Genomic DNA, 14,906 nt, shown 5'->3' on the forward strand with positions numbered 1-14,906 from the left:
TTAATATATAATCTCGTTCTATCGTATCATTTTTTTCTACGGAATTTGAAATAGGATGCTGTTTTATGGGAAAAATGAAGGTTAATATTTTCATTTTTCTTTCAATTGTAATAATTTCCGAGTTTTTCAATGTGATTTTATGTTATCATTTTGATACACAAGTTGAAATTTCTTATAATACTATATTATGCTATAATTTCATAGGATTTTAAATTGTGTTCTTTTTATAAATAAGATATAACCAATAGAAGTGAAAATTTGAAAAGAGGTGCAAAATAGATGAAGATTTCAACAAAAGGCCGCTATGGCTTAACAATTATGATTGATCTTGCAAAAAAGTTTGGTGAAGGTCCGATTTCATTAAAATCAATTGCGCAGGCGCATGACTTATCCGAGCATTACTTAGAGCAATTAATTTCACCACTTCGTAACGCTCGTCTTGTAAAGAGTACGCGCGGGGCATACGGCGGATATGTATTATCTGATCAACCGGCTAACATTACAGCTGGGGATGTAATCCGTGTATTAGAGGGACCGATTAGTGTTGTAGAAATGATAGAAGAAGAAGAGCCAGCACAGCGCCAGTTATGGATGCGTGTTCGTGATGCGGTGCAAGAAGTGTTAGATAGTACAACGTTAGAAGATTTAGTACGTTATGAGGAAGAAAATCACGGGGGCTATATGTTTTACATTTAATTCCTTGTGAAACGATTTGGAAAGAAGGAGATTTAATGGAACGCATTTACTTAGATCATGCTGCGACATCTCCGACTCACCCAGAAGTGGTCGAAAAGATGATTCCATATATGACAGAAATATTCGGGAACCCGTCTAGTATTCACTTTTATGGACGTCAAACTCGCCATGCAGTAGATGAGGCGAGACGAGTGTGTGCACGCAGCATTCATGCGAATCCGAATGAAATTATATTTACGAGCGGTGGTACAGAAGCTGATAATTTAGCGCTTATCGGTGTAGCACGTGCGAACCGTCATAAAGGTAACCACATAATAACGACGCAAATTGAACATCATGCGATTTTGCATACGTGCGAATTGTTAGAGCGTGAAGGGTTTGAAGTGACATATTTACCTGTCGATGAAACAGGGCTTATTCAAGTTTCTGACATACAAAAGGCATTAACAGAAGAGACGATTCTTGTATCTGTTATGTTTGGGAATAATGAAGTAGGGACAATGCAACCAATTGTGGAAATAGGAAAGTTGCTAAAAGATCATCAAGCTTATTTCCATACAGATGCGGTACAAGCTTACGGTTTAGTAGAAATTAATGTGAAAGAGTTTGGAATTGATTTATTATCAATTTCAGCTCATAAAATTAATGGGCCAAAAGGTGTAGGGTTCTTATACGCTGGTGCAAATGTGAAATTTGAACCGTTATTAATAGGCGGAGAGCAAGAAAGAAAACGCCGTGCTGGTACGGAAAATGTGCCTAGTATTGCTGGGCTTCAGCATGCAATTCTTATAGCTGAAAAAACTCGTGAGCAAAAAAATGCCCAATATGAAGAGTTTAAAGATATAATGGTATCTGTCTTCAAAAATGAAGGCATTACTTTCGAGGTAAACGGAAACTTAGAACATCGCTTACCGCATGTACTTAATGTAAGTTTTACAGGAATGAACATTGAACCATTTCTTGTGAACTTAGACCTTGCTGGCATTGCAGTATCAAGCGGTTCTGCTTGTACAGCTGGTTCGATTGATCCATCACATGTATTAGTAGCGATGTTTGGAAAAGACTCCGATCAAATACGTTCATCCGTACGCTTTAGTTTTGGACTTGGAAATACGAAAGAGCAAATTGAAAAAGCGGCGTACGAAACAGTGAAAATCGTGAAGCGATTAACACAAAATTAGCATGGGAGGTGACATGATGAACAAACTACCTCGCGAAACACGCGTTGTCATCGGAATGTCCGGTGGCGTCGATTCATCTGTAGCAGCACTTTTATTAAAAGAGCAAGGTTATGATGTAATCGGAATTTTTATGAAAAACTGGGATGATACAGATGAGAATGGTGTCTGCACAGCAACAGAAGATTACAATGATGTAATTGAAGTGTGTAACCAAATTGGTATTCCGTATTATGCAGTAAACTTTGAAAAACAATACTGGGATAAAGTATTTACGTACTTCTTAGATGAGTATCGAGCTGGTCGTACACCAAACCCAGATGTAATGTGTAATAAAGAAATTAAATTTAAAGCATTTTTAGAGCATGCAATTGCGCTTGGTGCGGATTATGTGGCAACAGGCCATTATGCACGCGTTGCTTATATGGACGGCGAATATAAAATGCTTCGCGGCGTTGATGACAATAAAGATCAAACATATTTCTTAAATCAATTAAGCCAAGAGCAATTATCAAAAACAATGTTCCCGTTAGGTGAATTAAAGAAACCGCAAATTCGTGAAATGGCGAAAGAAGCTGGCTTAGCGACAGCGGCGAAAAAAGATAGTACAGGTATTTGCTTCATTGGTGAGCGTAACTTTAAAGATTTCTTAAGTAACTACTTACCGGCACAACCAGGTGTAATGCAAACATTATCTGGTGAAGTGAAAGGGAAGCATGACGGTTTAATGTATTATACAATTGGACAACGTCATGGCCTTGGAATTGGTGGTAATGGTGATCCATGGTTTGCTGTTGGGAAAAATCTAAAAGAAAACATTTTATATGTTGATCAAGGATTCCATAACGAACTTCTATATGGTGATGAAGTTATTGCTACGAATGTAGGATGGGTAAGTAACAAAGAAAAAGAAACAGAATTTAAGTGCACGGCGAAATTCCGTTATCGTCAAGAAGACAATAAAGTAACGGTTCAAATCGTTGATGAAAATACAGTTCGTATTCTTTGTGATGAGCCAATTCGTGCAATTACACCAGGACAAGCAGTCGTTTTCTATGATGGAGATGAGTGCTTAGGCGGTGCTACAATTGATGAAGTATACCGTAGTGGTAAGAAATTGGATTATTTAGGATAAACGAGAAGCCTCTGCCGATTAGCGGTTAGAGGTTTCTTTTATATAAAGCGAATTTTCGTTCGCTTGGAAAATACATTCTTTGTTATAATTTGTTGTAGAGGTGAAGGACATGTCAAACAAACTTGAAACAGGTATTCAATATATGCAAGAAGGAAACTGGGAAGAAGCAGCTAAAAATTTTACAGAAGCAATCGAAGAAAATCCGAAAGATGCGCTTGGATACATTAATTTTGCAAATTTATTAGACGTATTAGGTGATAGCGAGCGAGCGATTTTATTTTATAAACGCGCACTAGAGTTAGATGATAAATCTGCAGCTGCCTATTATGGTTTAGGAAATGTATATTATGGCCAAGAGCAATTTACTGAGGCGAAAGCTGTATTTGAACAAGCAATGCAAGCTGGATTACAATCAGCTGATGTAACATTTATGTTAGGTATCACACATGTACAGCTTGGAAATGATCGTCTTGCACTACCATTCTTACAAAGAGCAACAGAATTAGATGAAAACGATGTAGAAGCTGTATTCCAGTGCGGACTTTGCTTCGCGCGATTAGAACATGTTCAAGAGGCGAAACCTTATTTTGAAAAGGTATTAGAAATGGATGAAGAGCATGCAGATGCGTATTACAATTTAGGTGTTGCGTACGTATTTGAGGAAAATAATGAGAAGGCTCTCGCTTTATTTAAGAAAGCAACTGAAATTCAGCCAGATCACTTTTTAGCGGGTAATGGCGTTCGTTTATTAGAGCAAGAAGCTGAATAAGATAAAAATATAGTTTAATGGGTAGTTATCCCTCATCTAAAAAGGTGGGGGATGTACTGCTCATTAAAGTGAAAATATCGGAAAGGAGAGGAAAGATGGGAAATCAACATGCAATGGATTTGTTTGAGGAAGAAAAAAAGTTTATAAAAGCGCAAGTTCTTCATACCATTTTCCACAACGAAGAAAACCTCTATTCCGTTGTCAGTATGAAAGTCATTGAAACGAATGAAACGTATGACGAAAAGAAAGTAATGATAAACGGTCATTTTCCCCGCATGCATGAAGATGAAGTGTTTACATTGACAGGTCATTTTAAGGACCATCCAAAGTATGGAAAACAATATATGGTTGAAACATTTAAAAAAGAATTGCCGCAAACAAAAGCAGGTATGGTGCAATATTTAGCGAGTGATTTATTTAAAGGGATAGGAAAACGTACAGCTGAAAAAATTGTGGACCATCTCGGAGAACATGCTATTTCTAAAATTATGGATGACCCTGAGGCGTTAAATGGTGTTGTTAATAAACAAAAGGCTCAGGAAATATATGAGACAATTGTTGAACATCAAGGATTAGAGAAAGTAATGAGCTTTTTAAATGGCTACGGTTTTGGAACGAAACTTTCTATTAAGATTTACCAGCAATATAAAGAGATGACATTAGAAGTGATTCGTAATAATCCGTATCAACTTATTGAAGAAGTGGACGGGATTGGTTTTGGAAGAGCGGATGATATAGGGCGTGCGTTAGGGATATCGGGTAATCATGACGACCGTGTACGAGCGGGATGTTTTTACACATTAGAGAATGTCTCATTACAACTTGGTCATGTTTATATGAGGAAAGATCAACTTGTAAGAGAAACGATGTCACTTTTAAACAATCAAGAAGGAAGAGTGACTGAGGAAGATATTATAGGTTGTATTGAAACGATGCAAAGTGAAGGGAAAGTCATCATAGAAGAAGAACGAGTGTATTTAGCGACGTTATTCTACTCTGAAAAAGGTGTTGTAAAGTCTATTCGCAGGCTTATGAATCAAGAAGAAACACCTTCATTTCCAGAAGCGGAAGTGTTAAAAACGTTAGGTGAAATTGAAGAACAACTGAACGTACAATATGCACCGTTTCAGCAAGAAGCAATTCAAACGGCACTTCATAAACCGATGATGTTATTGACAGGTGGACCAGGAACAGGGAAAACAACAGTTATTAAAGGGATTGTTGAAATGTATGCGTCACTTCACGGATTATCGTTAAATCCGAATGAATACAGTGATGATAATCCATTTCCAATACTATTAACAGCTCCAACAGGAAGAGCAGCGAAGCGGATGAGTGAATCGACAGGACTTCCAGCTTGCACAATTCACCGTTTACTTGGTTGGACGCCAGAAGGATCTTTCCAGCGTAATGAAACGGATCCTGTCCAAGGTAAGCTCCTTATTATCGATGAATTTTCAATGGTTGATATTTGGCTTGCAAATCAGCTATTTAAGTCGTTGCCGACGAATATTCAAGTTATCGTTGTAGGTGATGAAGATCAGTTGCCATCTGTAGGACCTGGACAAGTATTAAAAGATTTATTAAATGCAGGCGCAGTTCCGACAGTGAAGCTTACTGAAATTTATCGTCAAGCGGAAGGCTCATCAGTGATTCAACTTGCCCATGCGATAAAAAATGGAACTCTACCACCAGATTTAGCGCAAAACAAAAAAGATCGTTCGTTTATCAGCTGTACAGGGGCTCAAATTGTTGAGGTTGTGAAAAAAGTTTGCGAAAATGCTAAAACAAAAGGCTTTAGTGCAAGGGATGTTCAAGTATTAGCACCGATGTACCGCGGGCCTGCTGGTATTAATGTATTAAACGAAGCGCTGCAACAAGTATTTAATCCGAAGAGGGAAAAGAGTAAAGAAATCCAGTACGGTGATGTTGTGTACCGAAGAGGTGATAAAGTACTGCAACTCGTGAATCAGCCGGAGAGCCAAGTGTTTAATGGTGATATTGGGGAAATTGTTTCGGTGTTTTATGCAAAAGAAAACGTTGAGCAACAAGATATGATTATCGTTTCATTTGATGGAATTGAGGTAACGTATACGAAGCCCGATTTAAATCAAATTACGCATGCATATTGTTGTTCCATTCATAAATCACAAGGTAGTGAATTTCCGATTGTTATTATGCCAATCGTGAAAAGTTACAACCGTATGTTACGTCGTAATTTAATTTACACGGGTATTACAAGAAGTAAGAAGTTCCTTATTATTTGCGGGGAGGAAGCAGCTTTCCAATCTGGTGTAAATCGCCTTGACGATGCAATGCGTCAAACAACTTTAGCTAGTCGCTTGCAAGAATCACAAGGAGAAGTACAGATGGTCACAGTTAATGGCGAGGAAATGGACGTGGAAAACATTTCACCGTATGATTTCATGTAACAAGGTGAAATTATATAGTGAAACTTTCAAACGCATAGCGTTGAAAGGCTCCAGTAATGTATAAATGAATGCAGTTTGGACATAATGGCGAATAGAATCTGGGAGACTGTAAGGAGATGAAAGCCATATGTTCATTTGTCCAAATTGCAAAGGGAAAGACATTGGAAAAATAGGTGTCAACCAATTTTATTGCTGGAATTGTTATATCGAATTATCGGTTTCAAAGGGGAAAATCCATACACATCAAGTTGAGGAAGACGGTTCATTAAGCTCTCTTGATGATTTATTTGATGAGAATGAAAGAACGATCGGATAACGAAAAGGGGGATTTACTTTGAATCTACGCAATTCATTAATCGCATTAGGTGTTGGAGCTGCAGCATATCAATATGCTCGTAAACAAGATGTATTTTCAAAACGCAATATGAAAAAAGCACGTAAGATGATTAAGTCTTACTTATAATCATTTCGATAAATTGAAAAACTCCCTTGTAGACAAGGGAGTTTTTTTATGCACCCATATGCAAATAAAAAAGTCCGATCTCTGAGAAAAGATAAGATAGACCGTAGCAGCCAACGCCAAGTATTCCATACTGCCATAATTGCTTCGCTTTTTCTTTACGTGAGGAATGAATAAAGAACCCCTTCCAAATACCGAACCCGATACAAATCCATTCAAGAATCATAAAAAGTGCTGATAATCCAAGCATAAACAAAACCATAATTAGCCCTCCTGATTATATTAATTCATGCTGTATTCTCAGGGGTGGTTGTCCTTGTTATGTTATTTATATGTACGTCTTTAAAAAACAGTATGGTCCGTATGAAAAGATTTTAAAAGTTTCGCACATAACCTACCCCCTTTATTTTCAAAATAAAGGTGGAGGAGGTTTTTCATGTGAAGAATCTTAAAATCATTTGGATATATCGTTTAGGATTATTGTTACTTGTTTTTCTTTGTCTGCTCGTCTTTTTAAAAATTAAGCCGCTATGGGCACCGATTATTTTTGTATTTAAAGTAGCAATCACGCCGTTTCTTATCGCGTGTTTTATTGCGTATTTATTGCACCCTTTAATTGAAAAAATTCATAAGGAAGGGATGCCCCGTACACTTGCCATTTTGCTCATTTATATCCTTTTCTTTGGCGGAATTGGTTATGGGATTTATAAAGGAACACCAGTCGTTATTAAACAGTTACAAGAGATTAATGAACAATTTCCCCAGTTTACAAAGATGTACGATTCGTGGATGGATGGCGTTACAGAACAAACAGCGAATTTCCCTTCGTTCATTCATGAAAAGGTGAAACAACTTTTTGTGGGTGTGGAAACGAAGATTCAAGCGCTTTTAAATAAAGTGATGAGTACAGCTCGTGGTGTACTCGATTCATTGCTCATTATTTTCTTAATACCGTTCATTGTATTTTACATATTAAAAGATTATGGTGAGTTTTATCATATCTTTTGGAAACTAGTCCCAAGTAAATGGCGAGGTACGGGGCAAATGCTTGCGAAAGAAATTGATAAGTCACTTGGAAGCTATATTCGAGGACAGTTATTTGTTTGTTTAGTATTAGGGGGAGTATCAGCTCTTTCTTTTTGGTTTATCGGTATGAAATATCCATTATTGCTTGGCATTATTATTGGGGTAACGGATATAATCCCATACTTCGGTCCTATTTTAGGAGCGATCCCGACGTTAATGATTGCAGCAACAGTATCAACGAGTTTACTTATTAAGGCGGGGATCACGATTGCGATTTTGCAATTTGTGGAGAGTAACATTTTATCGCCTTACATCGTTGGTAAGTCACTTCGTATGCATCCCGTTATTATTATGCTTGCCTTACTAGTTGGGGGAGAGGTAGCTGGGATTGTAGGATTGCTAATATCGGTTCCGATTTTAGCAGTTATTCGCACTGTCATTGTTCATGTGAGACCGCTCTTGAAAAAAGAAGATGTGTAAGTATAGAAGCCCTCTATGTAAGAAATAGAGGGCTAATCATATATTTATTTAGAAAGTTGCTCGTGTATTTTTTGAATGAGGGAGCTCACATCATTTGTTTGAATATGTTTTATTTTTTTCCATTCGTTATCATACATAAATATAATTTGATTGTTGAAAAGACGCTTTTGTTCTTTTAGATTAGAAATTTTTGCGAAAGAGTACTCTTCAAATATTGGATTCTTACTTACATCTGGCCCATAAAAGAATAGTCTTTTGTTCGTTAAAATTAGCAATCCTGGCCTTGCGACGGAACGATAAATAAATATGTCTAATGAACATGCTGCGTAAAATAATATCGTTTCGTCAGTCGCTAATATGTTTTTAGCTTTGCTAAGTAAGGTTGTCATTGTGATCGCTCCTTTATTTTATTAACAATAATTTAATTATAGCAAAAAAAGTAATATTTAGAAATTTTTATAAATCATTCTTATAAGGAGATTCCGATTTGTTAATAAACGCATAATATATGAAAAGGCTGTTAAGAATGAATAGTAGAATACCTATGATAAATAAGCAATTAATACAATATAAATGATTATCTACATTGACAAACTTAAGAGAATTCTATTATATTTAGTCATATAATACATTAAATCAATGACGGAACAAGTACGTTACAGTCCATTTATAGAGAGAAGCTTCCATATGGCTGAAAGAAGCTTTAAATGAAGGGTAACAGAAAGCTAATCCTGAGAGCAGCTAATCACTGCCGTCTTGCCACGTTACGGCACCATGAGGTGATGAATTGATTGTTATTGTAATCAATTCATAATTAGGGTGGTATCGCGAGTTAACTCTCGTCCCTTTTATAGGGACGGGAGTTTTTTATATTTAAGGAGGAAAATACAATGAAACAACTAACAGGCGCACAAATTCGTCAAATGTTTTTAGACTTTTTCCAAGAAAAAGGACATGCAGTAGAACCTAGTGCATCACTAGTTCCACATGAAGATCCATCTCTTCTATGGATTAATAGTGGTGTAGCTACATTAAAAAAATATTTTGATGGACGTGTAATCCCACAAAATCCACGTATTACAAATGCTCAAAAATCAATTCGTACAAACGATATTGAAAACGTAGGGAAAACAGCTCGTCACCATACATTCTTTGAAATGTTAGGAAACTTCTCAATTGGTGATTACTTCAAAGAAGAAGCAATTACATGGGCTTGGGAATTCTTAACGAGCGACAAATGGATCGGATTCGATAAAGAATTACTATCAGTTACAATCCATCCAGAAGATGAAGAAGCATTCACAATTTGGAATGAGAAAATGGGCGTTCCAAAAGAGCGTATTATCCGCTTAGAAGAAAACTTCTGGGATATCGGTGAAGGGCCAAGTGGACCGAATACAGAGATTTTCTATGACCGCGGAGAAGCTTACGGTAATGACTTTAGTGACCCAGAATTATATCCAGGCGGAGAAAACGAGCGTTACTTAGAAGTATGGAACCTTGTATTCTCTCAATTTAACCATAATCCAGACGGTTCATATACACCACTTCCTAAGAAAAACATTGATACAGGGATGGGTCTAGAGCGTATGACATCTATCGTTCAAGATGTACCTACGAACTTTGATACAGACCTATTCATGCCGATGATTGGTGCAACAGAAACAATTTCTGGTGAAAAATATCGTAATGGCGATTTAGAAAAAGATATGGCATTCAAAGTAATTGCTGACCATATCCGTACAGTAACATTCGCTGTTGGTGACGGTGCTCTTCCATCTAACGAAGGCCGTGGTTATGTATTACGTCGTTTATTACGCCGCGCTGTTCGTTATTCGAAGAAATTAAACATCAACCGTCCATTTATGTTTGAATTAGTACCGGTTGTTGGAGAAGTAATGAAAGACTTCTATCCAGAAGTACTTGAAAAGAAAGATTTCATTGCGAAAGTTGTGAAGAACGAAGAAGAGCGTTTCCATGAAACACTTCATGATGGTGAAGCGATTTTAGCTGAAGTAATTGCAAAAGCAAAAGAAGAAAAAACAACTGTTATTTCTGGAGTAGATGCGTTCCGTCTATATGACACATACGGTTTCCCAATTGAATTAACAGAAGAATATGCAGAAGAAGCTGGCATGACAGTTGATCATGAAGGTTTTGAAAATGAAATGGAAAAACAACGTGAGCGTGCACGTGCTGCTCGTCAAGACGTTGATTCTATGCAAGTTCAAGGTGGTGTCCTTGGAGAAATTAAAGTAGCGAGCGAATTCGTTGGTTACGGTACAGTTGCAACAGAAAGTAACGTTGTTGCACTTGTGAAAAACGGCGAATACACAGACAGCTTACAAGCTGGTGAAGAAGGACAGTTAATTCTTGATGTAACACCATTCTATGCTGAGAGTGGTGGACAAATTGCAGACCGTGGTTACCTTCTTGCAGATGGTGTGAAAGTTCTTGTAAAAGACGTACAAAAAGCACCAAACGGCCAAAACTTGCATAAAGTTGTTGTTGAAGAAGGTACATTAACGAAAGATGCGGCTGTAAAAGCTATTATCGATACGAAAAACCGTAGTAGCGTTGTAAAAAATCATACAGCAACTCACTTACTACACCAAGCATTAAAAGACGTACTTGGAACACACGTTAACCAAGCAGGTTCTCTTGTAACTTCTGAACGTCTACGTTTTGACTTCTCTCATTTCGGTCAAGTACAAGCTGACGAATTAGAAAAAATTGAGCGTATGGTAAACGAAAAAATTTGGGAAAGTATTGATGTTGAGATTTCTCAAAAAGCAATCGAAGAAGCGAAAGAAATGGGCGCAATGGCATTATTCGGTGAAAAATACGGAGATGTTGTACGCGTTGTACAAGTTGGCGATTACAGCTTAGAGCTTTGTGGTGGTTGTCACGTTGATAATACAGCTTCTATCGGTATTTTCAAAATCGTTGCTGAGTCTGGTATTGGTGCAGGAACTCGTCGTATTGAAGCAGTAACTGGTAAGTCTGCATACGAATTAATGAACGATCAAGTAGGTTTATTAAAAGAAGCAGCAGGAAAAATGAAAACAAATCCGAAAGATATTTTAACAAGAGTTGATGGTCTATTTGCTGAAGTGAAACAACTGCAAAAAGAAAATGAATCTCTTGCTGCGAAATTAAGCAATATCGAAGCTGGAAACTTAACTGATTCTGTAATGACAGTTGATGGTGTGAATGTATTAGCAGCGAAAGTAAATGTTGCAGATATGAACAACTTACGTACGATGATGGATGATCTGAAAAATAAATTAGAATCAGCAGTTGTTGTATTAGCGTCTGTTAATGACGATAAAGTAAACATCCTAGCAGGTGTAACGAAAGACTTAATTAGCCAAGGTTACCATGCTGGTAAACTTGTGAAAGAAGTAGCTTCTCGTTGCGGCGGTGGCGGTGGTGGCCGTCCTGATATGGCACAAGCAGGCGGTAAAAACCCAGCTCAAGTCGAAGAAGCTTTAGCATTTGTACAAGAGTACGTTAAATCTGTTTCAAAATAAAGAGATAGTAGTGTACAATGGTAGGGAGAGGAGAAGTTCTTCTCCCTATACTTACTATATAAGTGAGGTGCTTGAAATGGACGGTTTTGATAAAACAATGAAGTTTAGCATTCAAGATGAAAAACAGAGTGTCCATGTAAATGATGTACTTTTAACTGTGTATGATGCACTTCAAGAAAAAGGCTATAATCCGATTAACCAAATCGTCGGTTATTTATTAAGTGGAGACCCAGCATACATACCTCGCCATAAAGATGCACGTAGCATCATTCGCAAGCTTGAACGTGATGAGTTAATTGAAGAGCTTGTGAAGTCTTACTTGAAACATCATCGTGAGGAGTAGTTTATGCGGATATTAGGTTTAGATGTAGGTACAAAAACAGTCGGAGTTGCAATTAGCGACGAGATGGGCTGGACAGCACAAGGATTAGAAACAATTAAGATTAACGAAGAACGAGGTCACTTTGGTTTTGATCGTATTTCTGAGTTAGTAAAGCAGTACAATGTGGACAAAATAGTAGTAGGTTTACCTAAAAATATGAATGGTACAATTGGCCCACGTGGTGAAGCGTGCCAACAATTTGCAGAAAACCTACGAGAGCTGTTACAATTAGACGTTGTAATGTGGGACGAGCGTTTGTCAACAATGGCAGCGGAACGTCTACTCATTTCAGCCGATGTAAGCCGTAAGAAGCGAAAGCAAGTAATTGATAAGATGGCTGCAGTCGTAATCTTACAAGGATTTTTAGATAGTAAATAAGAGGTGACCAAAATGGAAGAAAATCAAATTACAATTGTAGACGAAAAAGGTAACGAACATTTATGTGAAATTATTTTCACTTTTGACGCTGAAAAATTTGGCAAAAAATCATACGTAGTCTTCTCTCCAATCGGTGAAGTAGACGAAGATGGAGACCAAATTTATGATGCAATGGCTTATGAGCAAAATGAGGAAGAGGGCGGAACTTTACTTCCAATCGAATCTGAAGAAGAGTGGGAAATGGTACAAGAAATGTTCAACACTCTAGCTGATGAGCAAGAAGCTGAATAATAAGTACTGAAAAGATGGACGACATACAGTCCATCTTTTTTTTGTATTTATATGTAAAATGAAAGATTTTTTGTCGAAACTGTGTAAGTCTTTGTAGTATAATGAGACGGATTGTAGAAAAATAAAGTGTCAATTAAAAAAGATAAGTGAATTTGTTGCGTTTTTACATCGTGCTGTATAGAAAGGTGTACATACGGTCTACAATTAAGTAAGGAGGAAATGTTTTGATAGAGAATCAAGTGAAAAAGAAGCGTAGACGCATCTTTTTATTTTCGATTATTGCATTGCTTTTAGTTTGTGGTTCAGTCTATGCGTATATTTCATCTGCATTAGGACCAGTTGATAGCGGGAATAAAAAAGAGATTGAAGTAGAAATTCCGAAAGGATCATCTACAAGTAAAATTGGAGAAATTTTAGAAGAAAAAGGCGCTGTAAAAAACGGTACAGTTTTTAGTTTTTATACAAAGGCTAAATCGAAAAGTTTACAAGCAGGTACATATTTATTAAATCCTTCAATGAATGCTGAAGATGTGATCGAACAAATGTCATCTGGCAACGTGCATCGTCCAGCTCTTTATAAAGTGACGATTAAAGAAGGGGCGCAAGTAACTGAAATTGCAGAAACGATTGCGACAGAACTAAAGTGGAATAAAGATGATGTTACGCGTCAATTAAACGATAAAGCATTTATTCAAAAAATGCAGCAAAAGTATCCGAAGTTATTAACGGATAAAATCTTTGATAGTAATATTAAATACCCATTAGAAGGTTATTTATATCCTGCAACGTATTCGTTTTATAAGAAAGATACGACGTTAGAAGAAATTGTAATTCCAATGCTTGAGAAAACAAATGCAATCATTGTTCAAAATGAGGCGAAAATGAAAGCGAAGAATTGGGATGTTCATCAGCTTTTAACATTATCTTCACTTATTGAAGAAGAGGCAACTGGTTTTACAGATCGTCAAAAGATCTCTAGTGTCTTTTATAATCGTTTAACAAAAGGTATGCCACTTCAAACGGATCCAACGGTATTATATGCACTTGGAAAGCATAAACAACGTGTATTATACGAAGATTTAAAGGTCAACTCACCGTATAATACGTATGTTGTAAAAGGATTGCCGGTAGGGCCGATCGCAAACTCTGGTAAACATTCAGTGGAAGCTGCGTTAGAACCTGCGCAAACAGATTATTATTATTTCTTAGCTGCACCAAGTGGTGAAGTGTATTATGCGAAAACATTAGAAGAGCATAATGCATTAAAGCAAAAATACATTACGAAAAAACAGTGAAATGGGGAGGGATAGCGAAAAAAGTCGCACATCCCTCTTTTTTGTGGTAAAATATATCGGGTTAAAAACTGGCAGAAGAATCGTTTTTAATATCAAAACGGGACGTACAAGCTAAGGGTAAAGCTGGCTTGTATTTTTATTGCATTCTATGTGTGAAAAGACGTCATAGAGGCACTTCTCCATGTAAATAAGGAGGACCATTTATGGAGGATGCAGTTAACGAGTACCTATTATCATTTATTGATCCGAAAGATAAATTAATTCTTGAAATGGAAGAATATGCAACAGAAAATCATGTGCCGATTATGGATCGACTTGGAATGGAATTTATGCTGCAATTTTTACGTTTAATTGGACCGAAAAGCATTTTAGAACTTGGAACAGCAATCGGTTATTCTAGTATTCGTATGATGCAAGCTATTCCAAATTCACGTATTGTGACAGTTGAGCGCAATCGTGAGAGATATGAAAAAGCACTTGAATATATAGAACGTTCCCCAGTAACAGATCGTATTTCAGTTATTTACGGTGATGCGTTAGAGACAGGTGAACAAGTAAAAGAACACGGGACATTTGACGTTATTTTTATTGATGCAGCAAAAGGACAGTATCGTCGCTTTTTTGACTTATATGAACCGTTATTAAATCCTGGTGGAGTAATTATTTCAGATAATGTTATGTACCACGGTCTTGTAACGACAAAAGAGAAAATTGAAAACAGACGTACACGTGGTTTAATCCGTCGTATTAAGACGTACAATGAGTGGCTTATGAATCATGAAGGATATGATACAACGATTTTCCCAATTGGTGATGGAGTAGCTGTTAGTAAAAAGAGAGGGTGACCAAGG

16 protein-coding genes and 1 other annotated feature are annotated in these 14,906 nt (G+C 37.0%); of the genes, 14 read left to right on the forward strand and 2 right to left on the reverse strand.

Annotated features, from left to right (window positions below; translation table 11 throughout):
- Positions 1–279 precede the first annotated feature (279 nt).
- The 7 genes from cymR (at position 280) to IQ781_RS20955 (ending at position 6,673) form a co-directional block, all read left to right on the forward strand.
- The gene (gene cymR / locus IQ781_RS20925) at positions 280–696 is read left to right on the forward strand and encodes a cysteine metabolism transcriptional regulator CymR (protein WP_000704116.1); all 417 of its coding nucleotides are present in this window, start codon (positions 280–282) and stop codon (positions 694–696) included.
- Positions 697–731: 35 nt separating this feature from the next.
- Positions 732–1,877 (forward strand): cysteine desulfurase family protein, encoded by a 1,146-nt coding sequence (locus IQ781_RS20930; RefSeq protein ID WP_000439881.1) that lies wholly within the window; start codon positions 732–734, stop codon positions 1,875–1,877.
- A 16-nt stretch (positions 1,878–1,893) separates the two neighbouring features.
- A complete protein-coding gene (gene mnmA / locus IQ781_RS20935; protein WP_139846657.1) occupies positions 1,894–3,009 on the forward strand; it encodes a tRNA 2-thiouridine(34) synthase MnmA in 1,116 nt (371 codons plus the stop codon).
- 109 nt (positions 3,010–3,118) lie between these two features.
- Positions 3,119–3,778 (forward strand): tetratricopeptide repeat protein, encoded by a 660-nt coding sequence (locus IQ781_RS20940; protein ID WP_000066409.1) that lies wholly within the window; start codon positions 3,119–3,121, stop codon positions 3,776–3,778.
- A gap of 95 nt (positions 3,779–3,873) precedes the next feature.
- A complete protein-coding gene (gene recD2, locus IQ781_RS20945) occupies positions 3,874–6,210 on the forward strand; it encodes an SF1B family DNA helicase RecD2 (protein WP_000528083.1) in 2,337 nt (778 codons plus the stop codon).
- 127 nt (positions 6,211–6,337) lie between these two features.
- Positions 6,338–6,526, forward strand: a complete 189-nt coding sequence (locus IQ781_RS20950) for a hypothetical protein (RefSeq protein ID WP_000469281.1) — start codon at positions 6,338–6,340, stop codon at positions 6,524–6,526.
- A gap of 18 nt (positions 6,527–6,544) precedes the next feature.
- Positions 6,545–6,673: a YrzQ family protein gene (locus IQ781_RS20955; protein ID WP_001053553.1), complete on the forward strand. Its 129-nt coding sequence runs from the start codon at positions 6,545–6,547 to the stop codon at positions 6,671–6,673.
- A gap of 46 nt (positions 6,674–6,719) precedes the next feature.
- On the opposite strand, the gene IQ781_RS20960 is transcribed toward IQ781_RS20955, so the two are convergent.
- The gene (locus IQ781_RS20960) at positions 6,720–6,932 is read right to left on the reverse strand and encodes a hypothetical protein (RefSeq protein WP_000242535.1); all 213 of its coding nucleotides are present in this window, start codon (positions 6,930–6,932) and stop codon (positions 6,720–6,722) included.
- A 176-nt stretch (positions 6,933–7,108) separates the two neighbouring features.
- Between IQ781_RS20960 and IQ781_RS20965 the strand changes: the two genes are divergently transcribed.
- A complete protein-coding gene (locus IQ781_RS20965) occupies positions 7,109–8,176 on the forward strand; it encodes an AI-2E family transporter (protein WP_000793128.1) in 1,068 nt (355 codons plus the stop codon).
- 44 nt (positions 8,177–8,220) lie between these two features.
- Here IQ781_RS20965 and IQ781_RS20970 read toward each other — a convergent pair whose 3' ends face one another.
- Positions 8,221–8,565, reverse strand: coding sequence for a PH domain-containing protein (locus tag IQ781_RS20970; protein ID WP_000209577.1), 345 nt, complete (start codon positions 8,563–8,565; stop codon positions 8,221–8,223).
- A 241-nt stretch (positions 8,566–8,806) separates the two neighbouring features.
- Positions 8,807–9,026: a binding site (T-box leader), on the forward strand.
- Between the two features lie 40 nt (positions 9,027–9,066).
- Here IQ781_RS20970 and alaS point away from each other — a divergent pair.
- From alaS to IQ781_RS21000, 6 genes are all read left to right on the forward strand, one after another.
- The gene (gene alaS / locus IQ781_RS20975; RefSeq protein WP_000811825.1) at positions 9,067–11,709 is read left to right on the forward strand and encodes an alanine--tRNA ligase; all 2,643 of its coding nucleotides are present in this window, start codon (positions 9,067–9,069) and stop codon (positions 11,707–11,709) included.
- 76 nt (positions 11,710–11,785) lie between these two features.
- Positions 11,786–12,052, forward strand: coding sequence for an IreB family regulatory phosphoprotein (locus IQ781_RS20980; protein WP_000348590.1), 267 nt, complete (start codon positions 11,786–11,788; stop codon positions 12,050–12,052).
- Positions 12,053–12,055: 3 nt separating this feature from the next.
- Positions 12,056–12,469: a Holliday junction resolvase RuvX gene (ruvX, locus tag IQ781_RS20985; RefSeq protein WP_001221193.1), complete on the forward strand. Its 414-nt coding sequence runs from the start codon at positions 12,056–12,058 to the stop codon at positions 12,467–12,469.
- Between the two features lie 12 nt (positions 12,470–12,481).
- Positions 12,482–12,760: a DUF1292 domain-containing protein gene (locus tag IQ781_RS20990; RefSeq protein WP_000392247.1), complete on the forward strand. Its 279-nt coding sequence runs from the start codon at positions 12,482–12,484 to the stop codon at positions 12,758–12,760.
- A 224-nt stretch (positions 12,761–12,984) separates the two neighbouring features.
- Complete coding sequence (gene mltG, locus IQ781_RS20995) at positions 12,985–14,055, forward strand: endolytic transglycosylase MltG (protein ID WP_000572139.1); 1,071 nt, start codon at positions 12,985–12,987, stop codon at positions 14,053–14,055.
- 203 nt (positions 14,056–14,258) lie between these two features.
- The gene (locus IQ781_RS21000; protein WP_000389102.1) at positions 14,259–14,900 is read left to right on the forward strand and encodes an O-methyltransferase; all 642 of its coding nucleotides are present in this window, start codon (positions 14,259–14,261) and stop codon (positions 14,898–14,900) included.
- Positions 14,901–14,906: the final 6 nt, after the last annotated feature.

It is taken from the genome of Bacillus sp. N447-1 (assembly GCF_022701035.1).
Classification (GTDB): domain Bacteria; phylum Bacillota; class Bacilli; order Bacillales; family Bacillaceae_G; genus Bacillus_A; species Bacillus_A cereus.

Coding starts and splice junctions, on each gene's coding strand:
- cymR (WP_000704116.1), top strand. CDS start 280: ATGAAGATTTCAACAAAAGGCCGCTATGGCTTAACAATTATGATTGAT.
- IQ781_RS20930 (WP_000439881.1), top strand. CDS start 732: ATGGAACGCATTTACTTAGATCATGCTGCGACATCTCCGACTCACCCA.
- mnmA (WP_139846657.1), top strand. CDS start 1,894: ATGAACAAACTACCTCGCGAAACACGCGTTGTCATCGGAATGTCCGGT.
- IQ781_RS20940 (WP_000066409.1), top strand. CDS start 3,119: ATGTCAAACAAACTTGAAACAGGTATTCAATATATGCAAGAAGGAAAC.
- recD2 (WP_000528083.1), top strand. CDS start 3,874: ATGGGAAATCAACATGCAATGGATTTGTTTGAGGAAGAAAAAAAGTTT.
- IQ781_RS20950 (WP_000469281.1), top strand. CDS start 6,338: ATGTTCATTTGTCCAAATTGCAAAGGGAAAGACATTGGAAAAATAGGT.
- IQ781_RS20960 (WP_000242535.1), bottom strand. CDS start 6,932: ATGGTTTTGTTTATGCTTGGATTATCAGCACTTTTTATGATTCTTGAA.
- IQ781_RS20970 (WP_000209577.1), bottom strand. CDS start 8,565: ATGACAACCTTACTTAGCAAAGCTAAAAACATATTAGCGACTGACGAA.
- alaS (WP_000811825.1), top strand. CDS start 9,067: ATGAAACAACTAACAGGCGCACAAATTCGTCAAATGTTTTTAGACTTT.
- IQ781_RS20980 (WP_000348590.1), top strand. CDS start 11,786: ATGGACGGTTTTGATAAAACAATGAAGTTTAGCATTCAAGATGAAAAA.
- ruvX (WP_001221193.1), top strand. CDS start 12,056: ATGCGGATATTAGGTTTAGATGTAGGTACAAAAACAGTCGGAGTTGCA.
- IQ781_RS20990 (WP_000392247.1), top strand. CDS start 12,482: ATGGAAGAAAATCAAATTACAATTGTAGACGAAAAAGGTAACGAACAT.
- IQ781_RS21000 (WP_000389102.1), top strand. CDS start 14,259: ATGGAGGATGCAGTTAACGAGTACCTATTATCATTTATTGATCCGAAA.